Below are 17053 nucleotides of genomic sequence, written 5' to 3'. Positions count from 1 at the left end.
TTGGGGTTGGCGGTGTCGCTGGTGGTCAACGCCGAGCCGGCCGCGGACGCGCTCGCCCGGCTGGCCGACACCCGACGCCCGGACGCGTCGGGGGGGCTCGTCTTCGGGTGCCTCCTCTACTTGGCGGATCATCAGGACGCCGCCCGGTTCTGGTGGCAGTTCGCGGCCGGCTGCGGCAACCGCACCGCCGCGAACTGCCTGTCCCTGCACCACCGCAGCCACGGGCAGAGCAGGGACGCCGACCACTGGCGCGCGCAGAGCGCGACCCTGCGCAAGAGCGCCGTCGCCCACCCGCCCTGCCGTGAGGACGGCCGACCGCTGCTGGCCGACCGGATCCGGTACGGGCTGCTCGCGGCGTGCAACCGCGGGGCCGATCCGCGACTGCCGGCAGCCGTCGAGGCGGTCCTGCGACGACTCGCGGCCGACGCCGACGACGAGGACTTCGGCGGCATCCCGCGCCCTACCGCCGACCTGCCCACCGAACTCGCCAACGTACCCGTGCCCGCCGGTGTCGACGACATCGACCTGCACCACACCGGGACCGGTCAGAGCTTGCGGGCGACCGCCCCGTAGCACGAGGCCAGTATCGGATCCACGGGCTCGGCGCCCGGCGCGGGGCGCCAGTCCGAAAGCACCAACAGCCCGGGCTCCTCGATCTCCCACCCCTCGAACAACGCCTCGATCTCGCTCCGGCTCCGCGGGCGCACGGTGATCCCGGCATCCGCGTACGCACGCACCGTGCCGGCCCAGCGCACCGGATCGAAGTCGGCCGTGGCGTGGCTGATCACCATCCGGCTCCCCGAGGGCAGCCGCTTCGTCAACTCGCGCAGGATCGAGGCGGGATCCTCGTCGTCCGCGACGAAGTGCAGGATCGCCACCAGCAACAGCGCCACCGGTTCGTCCAGCCGCAGCGTCTCGACGAACGCGGGATGCTCGACGATCGAACCGGGGTCCCGCAGGTCCCCGTCGATGTAGGCGGTCCGGCCGTCGGGATCGCCCGCCAGCAACGCCTTGGCGTGCGCCAACACGATCGGGTCGTTGTCGACGTACACCACGCGCGCATCCGAGCGCACGGCTTGCGCGACGTCGTGCGTGTTGTTGCCCTCGATCGGGATGCCGGTGCCCACGTCGACGAACTGCCGTACCCCCGAACGCGCCACATGGTCCACGACACGCAACAGGAACGCCCGGTTCTCGCGCGCGGCGACCCGAAGCGTCGGGTTCGCGCCCAACGCCCGATCGGCGGCCTCGCGGTCGGCGTCGAAGTTGGTGCGACCGCCCAGGAGGTAGTCGTACATACGCGCGGGATGCGCGCGGTCGAAGTCGATCTCCAACGAGCCCTCCGGCTCACCGTTCCCGCAGTCCTCGAACTCGTCCGTCACGATCTCTCCCTGTGAGCCGACCGAACACCGAAGCGAACCGAACCCATCGCAACCCGACCCGAGTCGGCCACGTCGACCCGACCCGACCCGAGTCGACCCAACCCCCGGCGAGCCGCCACCGCACCGCGACCACGCCGCGCGGCCTATCCACCCGCCGGACCCGGCTCGACCTCACCGGTCGGCCCGGCGGTCGCCGACCCGGGCCCGCCCGGGTCGTCACGCCGGCCGCGGGCGCCGGGAACACGCCCGGTGGGATCGGCCTTCTCCGCCAACGCGGCGATCAGGGAACGGTATTCGTCCTTCATCGGCAGTTCGCGCTCGACGTGGACCCGGCGACGCCCGGCCGGTACCTCGACCTCGCGGATCGGGTCGAAGCCGGCGCGCTCGAAGGTTTCCCACCACATGCCGATTCCACGTCGCTGCCACGCGGGCAGGCCGTTGAAGTTGATCCCGCGGCTGAACAGGAGTTCGTTCTTCTCGGCCTTCGTGGTGCGCTTGAGCACGGCGGTCGCGGCGCGGCGGGACTCCCCGTCGCCGCGCAGCGTCCAGTAGCACCAGCCGTTGAGCGCGCACCGGGCCGCGTCGGACTGGCGCCACGAGAAGTAGTCGACCACGTCGCCGACGCCGGTCCCCATCCAGATCCGGCTGTCGAAGTGGGCCGGAGTGCCCGCGGCATGGGTGAACGCCGCCGACGCGATCCCCGCGGTCACCGAGACCAGTTTTTCCACCTCGCGGCCGAACAGGTCGAACGACGGGTCCAACAACACGGATATCTCGTCGCTCTCGGTATACGCGTAGCGCGCGCCGAGTTCGGTCGTCAGCGCTCGCGCCGTCTCCACCATGAGCGCGGAGAAGCGTTCGTCGAACGGCTTGTCGAAGTGCTCCTCGGTGAACCGCGAGAAGCCGCGCCCGTCGACCCGGATCACCGTCCAGACGCCCGGCATGAGCACGAGCGAGTGGAACCACTCGCGGGAGCGCTGTTCGGCCTCGAAACGATCGGCGTCCATCGACCTCACTCCTTCGCCATGTCCCCGACCACGAACCCACCCACTCCGTCGAACCGCACGACGTGACTACGTCGACGCCGGCTTGCGGGCTATGCCCGTGACGGTGAGTCGGTTGAGTTCGGGCAGGGGGTCCGGCAGGGCTTCCTCGGAGCGCCACGCGCGGGTGAACGTCAGGCCCGGTTCGACGAGTTCGAGGTCGTCGAAGAAGGCGGTGATCTCCTCGTGCGTACGAAAGCGGCCCGAGCCGAGGTCGGCGAGCATCACCTTCTCCACCTCCTCCGCGTGTCGACCGCTGCGCACGAAGTGGGTGAGGAAGAGGAAGGAGCCGGGGGCCAGCGCGTCGCGATAGACGCGCACGAGGTCGTGCGGTTTCTCCGCGTCGGCGAGGTGGTGCACGACACCGACCAACAGGAGCGCGACGGGCCGGTCGAAGTCGATCAGGCGGGACATGTCCGGGTGGCCCAGGACCACGTCGGGCTCGCGCATATCGGCGGTGATGACAGTGGTCCGATTGTTGTCGGCGAGCAGCGCGCGGCCGTGCGCGAGCACGATCGGGTCGTTGTCGACGTAGACCACGGTGGCATCGGGGTTGACCGCCTGGGCGATCTGGTGGGTGTTCTGCGCGGCGGGCAGACCCGAACCCAGGTCGACGAACTGGTCGATGCCCTGACCGGCGAGGAAGCGCACGCCGCGGGCGAGGACCGCGCGGTGGCCGCGGGCGCCGAGTTCGGCTCCGGGCACGATGCGCATCACGGCCTCGGCTACCGCCCGGTCCACGGCGTAGTTGTCCTTGCCGCCGATGAGCGCGTCGTAGACGCGGGCGATGCTCGGGACCGAGATGTCGATGCCGTGCGGCGCCCATTCGCCGTCCGCCGTGTCTTCCGGGATTCGTTCGGCCATGGTGTTCCCCCGCATGGTCCAACCCACCGACGCCCTGCCGGCCGCAGTCGATGCTATGGGACCGACCGGATGCATGTGCGATCTCTCGGGATCGGCCGGCTTTCGTACGTCCCGGCCCGGTGGACGGCGGACTCGCGGGTTCGGCCGATCGGGCTGACCTGAGCCCTCGGTGGGAGCGTCGGCGCGGTTGCGGGGTCGGGCCGGCCTAGCGTCGAACGCATGCCCCTGCCCGACCGCCTCGCGCCGCTGCTCTCCCGACAGCTCGAATTCGAACGCGTCGACCGCGCGTGCCACGCGGCGGCCGAGGCCGGCGACGACGCCGGGCTCGGCGCGCTGCGGGCTCGGCGCCTGGACGCGATGTGGAACCTGATCACCGCCCGCGACCTGGCCGGCGCCGCGAGCGCGGAGGACCGACTGGCCCTGAAGAACGCCGCCTTGGCCGAACTCGCCGCAAGCGACGCGGCAGCGAGCGCGACGGCGACCATCACCTCACCCGCGACCCAAACCATCGCAAAAAACGCCGACGAGACCGCCGACGCGGGCGTCGACAGCCACTCCTGAAGATCCCGAAATCAAGCCCGCCTCGCTCTGATCAGCCCGGATCGACATCGGGCCGCCCGCCGCGCGCAGTTTGATGCCGGACCGGCCCGAAGGCCGTCTCGGCACACGCGACGTCGGTAGTAGTGGTAACGAGTCGAGGCGGCGGGGCCGTGCCGCGTAGTTCCAGCACGAGCAGATCGCCGGTGCGCCGGTCGAGGGGTACCTTCGACGTCCGCACCACGACCGGGCCGACCGCCCGTACGGACGACGCCGACATCGACCGCATCCGCGTCGAGGCCCCTCGTCGGGACAACCGGGAGCACCGCATCGCCCGACACGCTGCCCTCTGCACGACGATCTCGACGCGCAATGGCGCGACCACGCCACGAGTACCGAACTCCTCGCGCTCCGACCAGAGGTGAGCACCCGGCGCACCGGCCCCGCCCGCGCGCACACGCACATGATTCGGCCTCCTGGGCAGCCGCCGGTGTCTACTCTCCCGGTCGTAGCGGCGCGATCGTCAGCAACCCGCACCCGTACGCCCGCCCTTTTCCGATGCCGGAGATCATCGCGGCTCGCAGCGCATCCGGATCGACGATTTCCGCGGTGCCCTCGAAACGGACCCGGTGGTGGCGCACCTTCCGGGCGCCACCACCCTTGCCGCAGCGGCCGACGGCGGCGTCCAGCGGGTGGGCGAGGTGGGCGTGAATCCTGAGCCCGGCGAGGCCCGCCCGGCGGTGCCACCAGTCGTCGGCGTGGCGGCCGTCGGTCACGCGCCGCCCTCCAGCGGCGCGAACGCGGCCTCGACACCGGCCACTTTGTCCCCGGGAGCCGACAGCATCGCCCCGTCACCGACACCCCCGAGGGCAGGGGCAAGGCAGGCAGCGCCGCTGCGGTCCGCCCCGTGGTTCGGTGCCGGCGAGACACGTTTAGGGGTGAGCGACGGCCGGCCCGTCGTACCGGGCACCGCGGGCGCGCCCGCCTGGTAGACATCGCGACCATGAACGTCACCACGGGCGTCTTCAGCGGAACAGTGGCGGACGCGGCCCATCGCGACACATCACCGACCTCGTGGCCGAGTGCGCGCGGGTTTCGCGTTCTGCATCGCGCGTCCGTCGCGGAGGAGGCTTCGAGACGGACCCGTCCCGCTCGCGACCGAGGCGACCGAACGGCGTCGGGCCGGGTGTGGTCACTTCTCGTTGAGGTGGATGTCCTGGCCCGCCATGTAGACGCGGGAGTGGTCTCGGGCCTGTGCCCTCATGACGATCGACCGCACTGCGGCGCGCTCCTCGGGGGCCAACGCGGGGGCCAGGTGTTCGTCAAGGAGTTGCCGGATCTGGTCGACGACGGCGGCGTCGGTGTCGAGGAGTTGCTGCAGGCGTAGGCGCCACAGGCCGGCCAGTGCCTGTTCGGTGTCGGTGTCCCGGTTCTCGCGGGCGTCGAGGACGAGGGTTCGCACGGTCTCCAGCTCCCCGGCGATCTCGTCCGCGCGTTCCGGGCGTATCCGCCTCCACAATGCCACCGCCGAGGAGTGGACTTGTTGCTAGGCGTCGGTGGCCATCGCCCCCACCAACGCCGATCCTGCCGCCAGTACCACCGGATCCATGGGTACCCCCGTGAGCGATGTTGTCGGTCCGTAAAGCTCCGGAGTCCGCAGCGAGCCTCGTGGGCGGCGCGCCTCGCGCGTGGACGGCCTTGGACGAGCGACGGACAGCGAGCGGGTCGGGCCGAATGTCGTGCAGTGACGCGGAGTTCGACGTTGGTTGGTCCCGCGGTGGGACGGTTGCACGGTCCGGGCAGGTGTCGGGCGTCGACTCGCGACGCGAGCGAGGCCGGCCAGGTGGTGCTGTGGGCGTGTACTGCGGGGGTGCGGTTTGCGGCCGGATAATCCGGGTGGTGCATTACTCGGCGGGCGGTCGGAATCGGGTGCGGCGAAATTCCCCTGTGACGCCGCGCCGGTGACGCCGCGCCGGTCGGACAATGAAGAAACGCGTTTTCTCGCTGTCACGTCCCCCCTTGCGTGGCTTCCGGACCGGGCGGTGGGGTTTCGACCAGGGTGCCGAGTCGCCTGTTGACGTTCCGCGGTCTCCTTCGCACGCACCGGCGACGCGCGCGGACGGGCGGCGGCACGTCAGGACGGAGGAGCGAGCGGAAGGATCTCCCGATCGAAGAACTCGACGAAGTTCTCGCCGCGTTCGTAGAGGATGTCGAAACCCGCGACGGCGTCCGCGACCACTTCCGGATCGGCGCAGCGGCGCGCCCCGATGGTGGCGCCCTCGTCGTAGAGGACCTCGTACACCAGCGCGTCGCCGAGGATCACGAGCTCCGGAATGCGGTCGGTTCTCTCGAGGTCCTCGACGGTTCGGGCGTCCAGGACGCGAATCAGGTCGCCGAGTTCGACGCGCAGCCGAAGAACGAACATCTCCCACTGCACGTACGGCGTCACCGGGAACTCGACGACACGCAGACGCCGCCGCAGGATATTACGCTCGGCTGCCTCGGCGAGCTGCCGGGAATAAGCTTCGCGTTTTTGCGGGATGAGGGCAATGGATCGATCCCAGTCTCCCGCGTCGAACGCATCCCAGCTCGCGAATCCGGGTTCTTCGAAATCCTGCCCTCGTTCGAGTTTGTTCAGGCTCCGCACATTCCCTGCAAAAGATTTCGCGAAGTCGTCCAGGTAGGGCTCCAATTGGAGGAGTTCGAATTCTCCCCGCCGAAAGGAATCAAACATCCGGGATGTCCGACTTCGCGGAAACGATCATGTCCCGGGGAATCACCACGAGCCGCTCGTCCGCGCCGATCGTCACGCCGGCGGGAAGCCTGGACCCCAGCACCTCGGTGAAGTCCCGGCCGATCACGGCCACATCGCCGCTCTCGAGCTCCCAGATGTCCGGGCAGCGGGGATCGTCGGTCGTGTGCCCCAGCTCCCGGGCGGACTTCCCCCATCTTTTCCTGAAGTCCGTAGTCGGATCCGGTTCCCAAGGCACGGACATGAGGATCATCCTCCGGTTAAGTCGACGAGTCGAGTCGTGCAACCCAATACGAAGATACGACGGATGGCGGAAGGGGCGCAATGAAGCGCGCCATCCACTCTATTGGATCACGAGGCGACCGAAACACCTCGGCGATATACACCCTGATCACGACCCGGCTCACGGCGGACTCGAGCGCACGGAGATGATCCATTGACGGGTCGGATCGTTCGCATGCGAAAACACGATCGAACAACCGGACGCCACATACCTGCGGTATTGAAAACCGGTCTGCTCTAGGATGAAGTGACGCTACACGAACGCGCGGGAAGGCACGGAAGGCGAGGGAACCCGTGAATCCGAAGGACATCGGACCCCCCGGAGTCACGACGCGACGGGGCGTGGTGGCCACCGGCGCGACCGCGCGGATCACGCCCGGCTTCGCCGCCGACGACGTGCTCGACCGTCCCACCGCATCGTCGATTCCGGCGCCCGCGGATCGACGACCGCGTACCCACGCCGTCCCCGTGCCACCACCGCCATCCCACCGGCCACGCCCGGGGCGAGCCACCCACGCCATCGCGAAATCGCCGGCGCCGACCGCACCTCACGTCGCCCAACCCGGCCCGGAGGCCGATCGGCGCCGGCTCGCCCGACGCGGACCCCGACCCCAACCGATGGGCCGCAACCGGCACCCCGCCCGCCGATGAGCGGCTCCGTCGACGGCCACGCCGAGGGCGAGGGCCGCGTCTACCAGGCATCCGGCGACCAACACATCACCGAACACCACCACCACACCGACAACGACCCCTCCTGGCACAGCCCCGACTCCGTGCGTCGCCCGACCGTCGGCCGCGTCCCCGTCGTCCTGCGCGACCGCGCGGAAGTCATGTCACGCGTCCGCGAGATCGTCACGACAGACGACACGGACCGCACCTTCGGCAACCGGGTCTTCGTCCTCCACGGCATGGGCGGATGCGGCAAGACCGCCGTCGCACACGCCGCCTTCCACATCGCCACCACCGAAAACGAGTGCGTCGGACTGTGGGTCGACGCCGGTGACCGCGCGAGCCTGCGCAGCGGCATGCTCGCCGTCGCCGCCGACCGCGGCGCGCAGGAAGGCGAACTCCTCGCCGCCCGCAGCGGACTACGCCCCGCCGCCGACCTCGTGTGGGATCGCCTCGACCGATCCGCCGACCCCTGGCTCCTGGTCCTCGACAACGCCGACGACCCGACCATCCTGCGCGACGGCAGTTGGCTGCGTACCAGCCCCCGCGGAACCGTGCTGGTCACCACCCGGCAGGCGGCCGGCCGGTGGTGGCCGGGCGCCGAGCTGCAGCACATCGGGGTCCTGCCCCGCGAGGACGCGGCCCGCGTACTGTGCGACCTCGCCCCGACAGCGGCACCATCGAAGAGGCCGCCGAAATCGCCGACCGGCTGGGGCGACTGCCCCTCGCACTCACCCTCGCGGGTGGATTCCTGGCCCACCAGGTGATCGATCCGTGGACGATGGCCGACTACGGGCAACACCTCGATCGGGACGAACGCGTGGAGCTCATCGACCAGGGCGCGGACGCCCTCGGCGGCCGCGACTCCCGACACCTGGTCGGCCGCACCTGGCAACTCACGCTCGACGCGTTCACGACCCGAGGTCTGCCCGAGGCCGCGAACCTGCTCAGGCTGCTCGCCCGATGGTCGGCCGACCCCCTGCCCCTGTACGTGCTCAACCACCGCGACATCGACGCCGCGCTCCCCCGCGCCCGCGCCGAATCGGCCCTACGGGCACTGCTCGACCACCCCTGACCGAACTCGTCGACGTCGGCGTCCGCTGCGTCCACAGTCACGGCGTCCTCCTCGACAGTGTCGCCGCCTCCACTCCCCCACGAGAACGCGCCGCCCTGGACGACACGGCGATCCGCCTCCTCGACGCCGCCGTCCCGCACGTACCCGACGCGGGCCCACCGGACCCGAGACTGCGCCTGCTGGCACCCCACGTTCTCGCTCCGCTGCGCCGCACCGCCGACCCGGCCGCGGCGGCCGCCGCCCTCGCCGTCGCGACCCGACTGGCCACCGCCCTGCATCGCACCGGGGACTACCTCTCCGCCTGGGAGACGGTCCGCGTCGCCGCGACTCTGGGCGAACGCGTCCTGGGGCCGCGGGACCGCCTCGTACTGGCCGCCCACTCCCGAACCGCCCGAGCGCTCTTCCGGCTCGGCAGATTCGCCCAGGCCCAGGCCCTGTACCACCGCGTACAAGCCGACCAGGAACGCCTGTTCGGTCCCGACGACCCCGACACCCTGGACAGCTGCCACGGCCTGCAACTGGTTCTGCACAACCTCGGCAGACGCGAGGAGGCGGGCCGACTCCTGAGGCGCACCCTCGCCGGTCGGACCCGAGTACTGGGCCCCCACCACCCGTTGACCCTGCGCTCCCGCTCCAGCCTCCTGGCCACACTGCCCGCCGACGAACTCGCCGACGAGATCGACGACGCGACCGTCCTGCTCCGTGAATGCGAAGAGCACCTCGGCAGGCACCACACACTGACGCTGGGCACAAGGCACAACTACGCGCGGGCCCTCCACGACCTCGGCCGCTTCGACACGGCCGACGAACACGCCAACCTCGTCGTCGACGAATACCGCCGTCGCTTCGGCCCGGACCACCCACTCACCCTGGCCGCCGAACACCTGCACGCCGACATCCTCGCCTCCCTCGGCCACCTGGACCCGGCCATCACCTTGATGACCGCCGTCCTGACCAAACGCGAAACCGCCCTCGGGGCCGACCACCCCTTCACGACGGCCGGCCTGGACTTCCTGAACGAGCTGAGGGAAAGAGCGGCCACACTTCGGCCACGGCACGACTGAGCCAACCGTCTCCGCACAGGGCCAGGCTGCTCACCTTCGCCTGCGCGGGGACTTCGAGGATCGGCAGCTTGCGGTCGTTCGTCATCGATGCGCGTGCTGGGCATCTCCTTGAGCACGGACTCTTTGCACGGGCCGACCTGCGGTTCGTCGTTCGTCACAGGTCAAGAGGACAACTCGCTCCACGCGCGGGCGGACGAGAACACACGACTGTCGCGGGCACGCGCCGATCGCCTCGGCCGAGGGCCTGCATCTCGCCGATGCGGATGCCCGGGGTGGTCGTGACGCGGGTCGCCGCGAGGTTTCCGTCCTGGCCGCCGCCGGTCCAGGTCACCGAAGGCGCCGGTCGAAGCCGTGGGCGGGAGAGACATGATGGGCCTGCTCCGTTCGAGCGACGCAAGAGGAGCGCCATGATGACCGTGCCGCCGCTCACCGTCGTAGCGCGCCGGGCGGCACAGCGATTCGACTTGGCCTCCTGCGCGCAACTGGGCCCAAGTAGCCCACCATCAGCCCGTTCACCACCGCGTCGTTGAACGCTTCCCGCCCCACGTCGCGGTCGCAGAGCTGTTCACGATCGCGCGAAGGATCGAGATCACCACCGCCACCGACAGGCATGCCTGTCGGTGAGAGTCTCTACACTCCGCGTAATGAGATCCGGATCGGTCCTCCACTGTCCGCACACTGCTCTCTGCGATCGGCTCCGCGCTACCGCCGCGATCACGAGATCGCAGGTGGAAGCCGGGACCGGCGGGCTTCCGGGGGCGTGGCGATGAGCGGCGAGGAGAACGTCGCGGGTGCGGCATCGAACCAGCAGGGCGTCCTGCACGTCGTGGGCGCCCACCTCTACGTGGAGGACTCGCAGGGGCGGGTCCTGCTCGGGTTGCGGCACCCCGATTCCCGCTACGCTCCCTCGACCCACCACTTCCTGGCCGGGCACTGCGAGCAGGAATCCGCCGTCGCCTGTCTCGTGCGCGAAGCCCGGGAGGAAGCCGGACTGGTGATCGATCCCGACGACGTCGAGTTCGTACACGCCCTCCACCTCGTGGACCCTCCGGGAACCCGACCGCGCATGCAGATGATCTTCCGGGCCCGGCGCTGGACCGGCTCGCCCGAAGTCCTCGAACCCGACAAGTGCCTGAGCTGGGGATGGTGGCACCCCCACGACCTGCCGGACCCGACGGTCCCCTACGCGCGCGCCGCGATCCAAGCCATCCAAGTCGGCTGCCTCTACAGCGAGTTCGGCTGGGGTTGACCCCGACGCCCCGGGCGCGCGGCAAGACCCCACCGTGAGCGGAAACGCACCGCCCCGGCCCGCGACCGCCGTGACCGTTCCTCCCGCGCAGCCCGGTACCCGAACCGACAGCGCGCCGACAACCGGCCCGCCGAGGACCGGCAACTCGAACGGCGCGGGGCCGGCCGTCGGGCGTGGGGCCCGGCCGGAGCTGCTCGACGACCACCGGCGGCACGACGAACGACAACCCCGACAGGGCCTCCTCCCCGAGGGGCGGCGCCTGCTCGCCGGCCCCGCCGGAGGCGGGGAGTGCGCGCCACAGCGGCACACGGACCCGTGGACGTCTACCTGATCTGCGCCGCGACGGCCCCGACGGACCACGGGTGCCGTTGTCGCGGCGAGCCGGAGCGGTCCATGCGTCGGGCCTGTGGCATCTGCCGTCGGGTCACCTGGACGGTCCGCACGAGAGCGTCGTCGACGCGCTCGTTCGCGAGACGGCGGAGGAGCCCGGCGTGCTCGTCGACCCGGCCGACGTCCACGCCACCGGCACGGCGCACCATCGCGGCCCGGAAGGGGGTGGCCGGGTCGGCTTCTTCTTCGAGGTCCGGCACTGGCGAGGGACACCGCGGGTGATGGAACCGGCCGTGTGCGACGCCATGGACTGGTACCGGCTCGACGCGCTGCCGGCGCCGAGGGTGGCCTACTCCCGGGCCGGGCTCGACGCCTACCGGGCCGGCGCCCGACTCGCCGTGCACTTCCGACTCCCCGGCGACCCGATCGCGTACGACAGCCGCGCAACAAGGATGGCGAGTCGGGGGAGCCGAACGCGCAGGGTCCGGCCGAAGGGGAACTGGTCTACGACCATCCGGGCGGCAACAGTTTGGAGGGGGCGTACGGCGTTCGATCAAGCCGTTGGTGTAGAGCAGCAGTGCTCCGTCGAGTTCGAAGCGGATTTCCTCCTCGGCGTACCCGCCTCGGGAAGGCACCGAGAGAGGACCATCGGCTGCCTCATACTGCTGCGCCCTCATGGCGCACAACGTCGGCAATCACCGGGGCATCGTCGTACACCTGGACAAAGGTGCCCTGTACTGCCACCGGGTCACCCACCATCTTCCGAGCCCGCGATCTTCTTGCAGTGTCGTTCGTACGTGATCACCCAGTAGTGCAACCAATGGTTGCGTATCCAGATCGGGTCGGTTACGTTGATGCGCAACCGATCGTTGCGAAAGGGCGGCAGGCATGGAACTGGGAACCATCGAGCGGGAGATGCACATCGACGCCTCACCCGAGGTCGTCTTCGACGTGGTGAGCAGCCCCGAGCACCTGCGCGAGTGGTGGCCGGACGAGGCCGAGTTCTCGGCCGTGCCCGGGGAAGCGGGGCGGATCGGTTTCGGGGACTTCGCGCAGGGCGGCGTCTGGGTACAGTTCACGGTCGTCGAGGCCGTGCCGCCGCGGCTCTTCTCCTTCCGATGGACCCATCGAGAGGGGGAGGCGGCCGCCCCGGGCAACTCGATCCTGGTCGTCTTCGAACTCGAGCCCGCCGGCACGGGCACGCTCCTGCGGATGACGGAGAGCGGCTTTCGCGAGCGCGGCTGGAACGAGGCGAAGACCGCCACCACGTACGGGGAGCACGTCACCGGCTGGACTTCTACCTGCCGCGACTGACGGTGTACGCCGCGAAGGTCGGCGAGGGCGCGCGGGCATGACGGTGAACGACGACCTCTGGTCGGCGGTCGGCGACCCGACCCGACGCCGGATGCTCGACCTGCTCCTGAGCCGGGACAGCGCGACGGCGACCGGCCTGAGCGAGCACCTGCCGGTGACCCGTCAGGCGGTGACGAAACACCTGGTCGTCCTCGACCGGGTCGGCCTGGTGCACGCCACCGTCTGTGGCCGCGAGAAGCACTACCGCGTCGATCAGGCCCGCCTCGCCCGCGCCGTCGCCCAACTCGCCGAGGTCGGCGCCGCCTGGGACTCCCGTCTCCGGCGCATCAAGCACATCGCCGAGACGATTCAGCGCGGCAGCCAAGCGAACGACGAGTCCGAGAAGCAGTAGAAAGGAACACGCAGATGGCAGACATCCTGCACCGCGTCGGTGTCGAGCGGTCGTCGCCGGAGCGAGCGTACGAAGCGCTCACCACCGTGGGCGGCCTGTCCGGTTGGTGGACCGAAAAGACGTCGGGAGACACCGGCGTCGGCGGCGTGATCGAGTTTCGGTTCGGACCGGGCGGGTTCGACATGAAGGTCGTCGAACTGGATGCGGGCCGGCTCGTCCGCTGGGAGGTGATGGACGGGCCGCCGGAGTGGATCGGTACCGGCGTGCGGTGGGACCTCCGGCAGGACGGCGACTACACGATCGTGCTGTTCAAGCACGAGGGTTGGCGTGAACCGGTCGAGTTCATGCACCACTGTTCCACGAAATGGGCCACGTTCCTGATGAGCCTCAAGCAGCTCCTGGAGACCGGGGAGGGCGCCCCCGAGCCGCGCGACGTGAGGATCGGCGACTGGCACTGACCAGAGAGCGTCGACGCCCTCCGCCCTCCCGCATGGCCGATCCGGCCGTCCGGGAGGGCGATCACCGCACCGGCCCTTCGGGACGATCCCTGCGCTTGACCCCCAGACCCACACACCGTTCCGGGGCGGCGAGTGAACGAAGCCGGTCGTGCCGGTCCCCCGGTGCACTCCTTCATCGGCGCGGCCCCGGGCCTTGGTTCGCCTTCGTGGACTCCGCCCCGGGGCGGGCGCAAGCACGGTGTCCCGGGAACGTTAGGGGCCCGGCCGTCCTCGCCGGCGCCGTGCGTCGGGCCGGCGCCGGGTTTGTCGCCGGACCGGGCGGTGACCACGACCTCGCCGAGGCTGTTCAGGTTCGTGAGCGCGGTGAACCGTCGTCGAGTGCCCTCGCGACCACTGGGAGTTCGCGCGCGAAGTACCGCGGCCCTCCAGAGCACGGGCGAGAGTGGTCTTGCCGGATCCGGTAATGCCTGCCGGTAGCACTGCGTTCGCTACGCGGGCCTCTCTCGTGAGTCTGTTTTCAATCGTCCTACCCGGCCCGGTCCCACCGGGTGGAAACACGGCACCGCCTTCGCGTCGGCACCCGACGGACCTCCCGCCCAGTCCCGTCCAGAGTTCGGAATGCCGGTGCCTGGGAGGAGGTTTCGTTGTCCGGCCATCAGGTGTTTACCAGGAAGAATGCTTCGCGGTGCCACCAGCGCCAACGACCCAGGGACACGGACCGGGACCCCAGTTACAGGTGGTCCGGTGGAGGCAATAGAGGCCGGTAGGACCGTTCGGTCACTGCGGACCGTCTCGCGGAGAAATCGTCCGCCGCCGACGCGGTGACGCCTTGAGGCGACCATGGCGAAATGGGCGGCGTTGGCCGTTGACGCCGTCGCGAGACGCGTCACGGTCATCGAAATCGCCGCCCGCATCCGCACCCTGACCACCTTGAGCCCACCACCGGCTGCTCGGGCGTCAGTGCGCCTACTCCCGAGACCTTGTCGAGGCCCTGGTGCACCGGGGTGGCGGCTGAGCAGGCTAGTTTGCTCGGGTGAGTCTTCTTGATGATGTGGCCGAACGCGACGGCTGGCGATGCTGGGTGTGCGACGAACCGGTCGACCCCGACAAGTCGGTCAACGACCCGCAGGGACCCAGCGTGGACAGCCGGACCACCGACCGGAAGGCCAAGGTCGCCGAACGGCTCGCGCACCGCGGGTGCAACTCCCGCAAGGGCGCGGTCAAGGTGGTCATCGCCTGGCCGGACCGCCTGTACGTGGTCGAACCCGCGCCGCTGATCACCGTTGCCGGGAGACTGGAGCGCAAGGGGGGCCGCGAGATGGTGTGCCGTTGTCCGACCCGGAAGGACGCCCAGGAAGCGGCGGATTGGCTGGTGGACCGGCTCTCCCGACTGGTACCGGGCCTGCCGGTGACCGCCGACATCGAGGCGGGCGGCGGCCAGTTCCTCGTCACCCTCGCCACCGGCCGCCGCTGACCGCCTACCGCCCCCACCACCCGCGCGTTGTCCGGGTACCGCCCGCCAAACGGCCACGCAGACTCCGCACCAGATCGCCTTGGCCGTCAACCCCGCCGAGGCACGACCCGAAAGCATTCCCGACCCGGCTCACCGGCTCGCTCCCGCACCACAAGAGTTTGGGAGCGTTCGCGACTCCCCTACGCTCGCGCAGCGAACGGGGCGGGGCAACTGGACCCACCCCCGGCTCACCCCCACTCGCATGGAGACTTCGTCCACCGACAACGGTGCCGCCGGGGTGCCCACCGGCTACGCGGGCCCACGACGAAGAAGGCCGCGAAGAAAGCAACCACGGAGGACCATCCGAGCGCAGGGCCCACGTCGGTGATGGTCACGCCTGCTCCCCTTCCTGCGAACCATCCCCGCGAACGCGGGACCAACAGCGGAAGAAACCCCCGACCCCGTCATGCCCGAGGACCATCCCCGCGAACGCGCGGGCCCACTCTGAGTGCCACACGGTGACACAACATGTGTCAGGGCCATCCCCGCGAACGCGGGGCCCACAGCCCCCACGATCCCCCGCCGGAGCGCCGATTGGGATCATTTTCGCGAACGCGGGGCCCACGCGGCGTCCGCCGCCGCCCAGTCGACATCGCCCGGACCATCCCCGCGAACGCAGGGCCCACAACACGATCCGTTGGCTGTTGCGCATGCCACGGGGAGCATCCCCGCGAACGCAAGGCCCACCTCGTTGTCCCAGACGGTGAGGGGTTCGATCGTGGAGCATCCCCGCGAACGCGGGGCCCACATGGCGCCGAGCCGGGACAGGACCGAGTCGATGGGACCATCCCCGCGCACGCGGGGCCCACGAACAACCCGATCGAGTGCTCGAGTTCACCCAGGGACCATCCCCGCGAGCGCGGGGCCAACGCTGCCTGATCTGGGCATCTACCGGCGAGTAACGCGGATCTCATTTAGTTGCTTCATGCTACTGACTCTCCAACGTCACCTGGCCACGCCCACAAGGTACAGGCTGGGCTGATGCGGTCGACACGCAACGATCGACGAGAAGGTAGGTGACACGGCCCTGTTCTCGTGAAGCTGCCGCTGCCTGTCGTGTAATCGCGGCCAGGTCGGGGAAAGCGGGCTTTCGCGGGAGAAAGGTGCCTCCTGGGCGGGGCGAGTCGTCTGAGCTCACGATCCCATGGTGATGTTGAACCACCACCCGGAGAAGGCCGGCCGCTCTCGGGATCCTGACTGCCGGACGGCGAGAGTGCGTCGCGGTACGGCTCCCACCCCGCGTTGCCCGCCTTCGCGAGCCGAGGCCAAGAGCGCACGCGTCAGATCGGGACACTCGCCTCCGCCGGTACCCGAGCGCCACCGCTGCCGACGTACCCCGAAACGTGTCCGGTCCCGCCGCTGAAACGGCGAGACCGGACCGAGAGCTTCACGTGTCTTCCAGGCCGGTTTCAGACCTGTTTTACCGGCGCTGCGCGGGAGTTCATTCCGCTGCCGGGCGCAGGAGCGGTCGTTGGGCGGTCTTCTCGTGCTCGTAGGTTTGCCGGGCCTGTGCCGTCGTGGTCGTGGTGGAGACCTCGGCCACCGGGACGTCCCACCACGCCTGTGAGGACGGGGAGGCGGCCAGGGGGTCGGTGTCGATGTGCACGACCGTCGTGCGCTCGGCGGTGCGTGCTTGGGCGAGCGCGGCGCGGAACTCGGCGAGGCTGCGGGGGCGTAGTACGTGTGCGCCCAGGCTGGCCGCGTTCGCGGCGAGGTCCACCGGCAGGACGTCGCCGTCGAAGGCGCCCGATTCCCGGTCCCGGAACCGGTAGCGCGTGCCGAAGCGTTCGGCGCCCACCGACTCCGACAGCGCGCCGATCGAGGCGTAGCCGTGGTTCTGGACCAGCACGATCACCAGTTTGCGGACCTCGGCGACCGCGGTGACGATCTCCTGAGCCATCATCAGGTAGGAGCCGTCACCGACCAGTACGAACACCTCGCGGTCGGGCGCGGCCATCTTGACCCCGAGCCCGCCGGCGATCTCGTAGCCCATGCACGAGAAGCCGTACTCGACGTGGTAGCCCAGCGGATCGCTCGGCCGCCACAGCTTGTGCAGGTCGCCGGGGATGGACCCGGCCGCGGCCACCACCACGTCACGCGGCCCCATCGCCTCGCGGACCGCGCCGACGA

The 17053-nt window shown here is 70.1% G+C and carries 19 protein-coding genes and 1 pseudogene; 11 read left to right on the top strand and 9 right to left on the bottom strand.

The window, feature by feature from the left end:
• The coding region (locus GT354_RS45865) for a hypothetical protein (RefSeq protein ID WP_161363436.1) at window positions 1–573 on the top strand (573 nt) is incomplete at its 5' end.
• Here GT354_RS45865 and GT354_RS45860 read toward each other — a convergent pair.
• The 3 genes from GT354_RS45860 to GT354_RS45850 all read right to left on the bottom strand — a co-directional run bounded on the left by GT354_RS45860 (window position 546) and on the right by GT354_RS45850 (window position 3289).
• Window positions 546–1382, bottom strand: coding sequence for an SAM-dependent methyltransferase (locus GT354_RS45860; RefSeq protein ID WP_346012484.1), 837 nt, complete (start codon window positions 1380–1382; stop codon window positions 546–548). The genes GT354_RS45865 and GT354_RS45860 overlap by 28 nt on opposite strands.
• A gap of 143 nt (window positions 1383–1525) precedes the next feature.
• Window positions 1526–2389, bottom strand: a complete 864-nt coding sequence (locus tag GT354_RS45855) for a tRNA(His) guanylyltransferase Thg1 family protein (RefSeq protein WP_161363434.1) — start codon at window positions 2387–2389, stop codon at window positions 1526–1528.
• A 66-nt stretch (window positions 2390–2455) separates the two neighbouring features.
• Window positions 2456–3289, bottom strand: coding sequence for an SAM-dependent methyltransferase (locus GT354_RS45850; RefSeq protein ID WP_161363432.1), 834 nt, complete (start codon window positions 3287–3289; stop codon window positions 2456–2458).
• Between the two features lie 219 nt (window positions 3290–3508).
• Between GT354_RS45850 and GT354_RS45845 the strand changes: the two genes are divergently transcribed.
• Window positions 3509–3850 carry a hypothetical protein gene (locus GT354_RS45845; RefSeq protein ID WP_161363431.1) on the top strand — a complete coding sequence of 114 codons (342 nt, stop codon included), beginning with the start codon at window positions 3509–3511 and terminating at the stop codon, window positions 3848–3850.
• 31 nt (window positions 3851–3881) lie between these two features.
• On the opposite strand, the gene GT354_RS45840 is transcribed toward GT354_RS45845, so the two are convergent.
• The 5 genes from GT354_RS45840 to GT354_RS45820 all read right to left on the bottom strand — a co-directional run bounded on the left by GT354_RS45840 (window position 3882) and on the right by GT354_RS45820 (window position 6822).
• Window positions 3882–4106, bottom strand: coding sequence for a hypothetical protein (locus GT354_RS45840; protein WP_161363428.1), 225 nt, complete (start codon window positions 4104–4106; stop codon window positions 3882–3884).
• A gap of 214 nt (window positions 4107–4320) precedes the next feature.
• A complete protein-coding gene (locus tag GT354_RS45835) occupies window positions 4321–4602 on the bottom strand; it encodes a type I-E CRISPR-associated protein Cas6/Cse3/CasE (protein ID WP_161363426.1) in 282 nt (93 codons plus the stop codon).
• 416 nt (window positions 4603–5018) lie between these two features.
• A complete protein-coding gene (locus tag GT354_RS45830; RefSeq protein WP_161363424.1) occupies window positions 5019–5351 on the bottom strand; it encodes a hypothetical protein in 333 nt (110 codons plus the stop codon).
• 609 nt (window positions 5352–5960) lie between these two features.
• On the bottom strand, window positions 5961–6518 hold the full coding sequence (locus GT354_RS45825; RefSeq protein WP_346012483.1) for a DUF6879 family protein: 558 nt from the start codon (window positions 6516–6518) through the stop codon (window positions 5961–5963).
• 34 nt (window positions 6519–6552) lie between these two features.
• A complete protein-coding gene (locus tag GT354_RS45820) occupies window positions 6553–6822 on the bottom strand; it encodes a hypothetical protein (RefSeq protein ID WP_161363420.1) in 270 nt (89 codons plus the stop codon).
• A gap of 685 nt (window positions 6823–7507) precedes the next feature.
• On the opposite strand from GT354_RS45820, the gene GT354_RS56920 reads away from it, so the two are divergent.
• The 9 genes and pseudogenes from GT354_RS56920 (at window position 7508) to GT354_RS45785 (ending at window position 14884) form a co-directional block, all read left to right on the top strand.
• A complete protein-coding gene (locus GT354_RS56920; RefSeq protein ID WP_346012482.1) occupies window positions 7508–8296 on the top strand; it encodes a hypothetical protein in 789 nt (262 codons plus the stop codon).
• A complete protein-coding gene (locus GT354_RS56915) occupies window positions 8293–8604 on the top strand; it encodes a hypothetical protein (RefSeq protein ID WP_346012481.1) in 312 nt (103 codons plus the stop codon). Before GT354_RS56920 ends, GT354_RS56915 begins: the two co-directional genes overlap by 4 nt.
• Complete coding sequence (locus GT354_RS56910) at window positions 8493–9668, top strand: tetratricopeptide repeat protein (RefSeq protein ID WP_346012480.1); 1176 nt, start codon at window positions 8493–8495, stop codon at window positions 9666–9668. The genes GT354_RS56915 and GT354_RS56910 overlap by 112 nt, the downstream gene beginning before the upstream one ends.
• A gap of 766 nt (window positions 9669–10434) precedes the next feature.
• Window positions 10435–10917, top strand: a complete 483-nt coding sequence (locus GT354_RS45810) for an NUDIX domain-containing protein (protein ID WP_161363418.1) — start codon at window positions 10435–10437, stop codon at window positions 10915–10917.
• Window positions 10918–11090: 173 nt separating this feature from the next.
• A pseudogene (locus GT354_RS56905) lies at window positions 11091–11531 on the top strand (NUDIX domain-containing protein); the annotation flags it as partial.
• Between the two features lie 604 nt (window positions 11532–12135).
• Entirely contained in the window at window positions 12136–12561 is a 426-nt protein-coding gene (locus tag GT354_RS45800; RefSeq protein ID WP_237536117.1) for an SRPBCC domain-containing protein, read from the top strand.
• Between the two features lie 37 nt (window positions 12562–12598).
• The gene (locus GT354_RS45795; RefSeq protein WP_161363416.1) at window positions 12599–12952 is read left to right on the top strand and encodes a metalloregulator ArsR/SmtB family transcription factor; all 354 of its coding nucleotides are present in this window, start codon (window positions 12599–12601) and stop codon (window positions 12950–12952) included.
• A 14-nt stretch (window positions 12953–12966) separates the two neighbouring features.
• A complete protein-coding gene (locus GT354_RS45790) occupies window positions 12967–13410 on the top strand; it encodes an SRPBCC domain-containing protein (protein WP_161363413.1) in 444 nt (147 codons plus the stop codon).
• Window positions 13411–14443: 1033 nt separating this feature from the next.
• Window positions 14444–14884 (top strand): hypothetical protein, encoded by a 441-nt coding sequence (locus GT354_RS45785; protein WP_161363411.1) that lies wholly within the window; start codon window positions 14444–14446, stop codon window positions 14882–14884.
• Window positions 14885–16364: 1480 nt separating this feature from the next.
• Here GT354_RS45785 and GT354_RS45780 read toward each other — a convergent pair.
• A partial coding sequence (locus GT354_RS45780) for a thiamine pyrophosphate-dependent enzyme (protein ID WP_237536116.1) occupies window positions 16365–17053 on the bottom strand: 689 nt, incomplete at its 5' end.

The organism is Streptomyces sp. SID3343 (genome assembly GCF_009865215.1).
In the GTDB taxonomy this organism is placed as follows: Bacteria; Actinomycetota; Actinomycetes; order Streptomycetales; family Streptomycetaceae; genus Embleya.
Note: the sequence above shows the minus strand (reverse complement) of the source record. Positions and strands in the feature narration are given on the sequence as shown.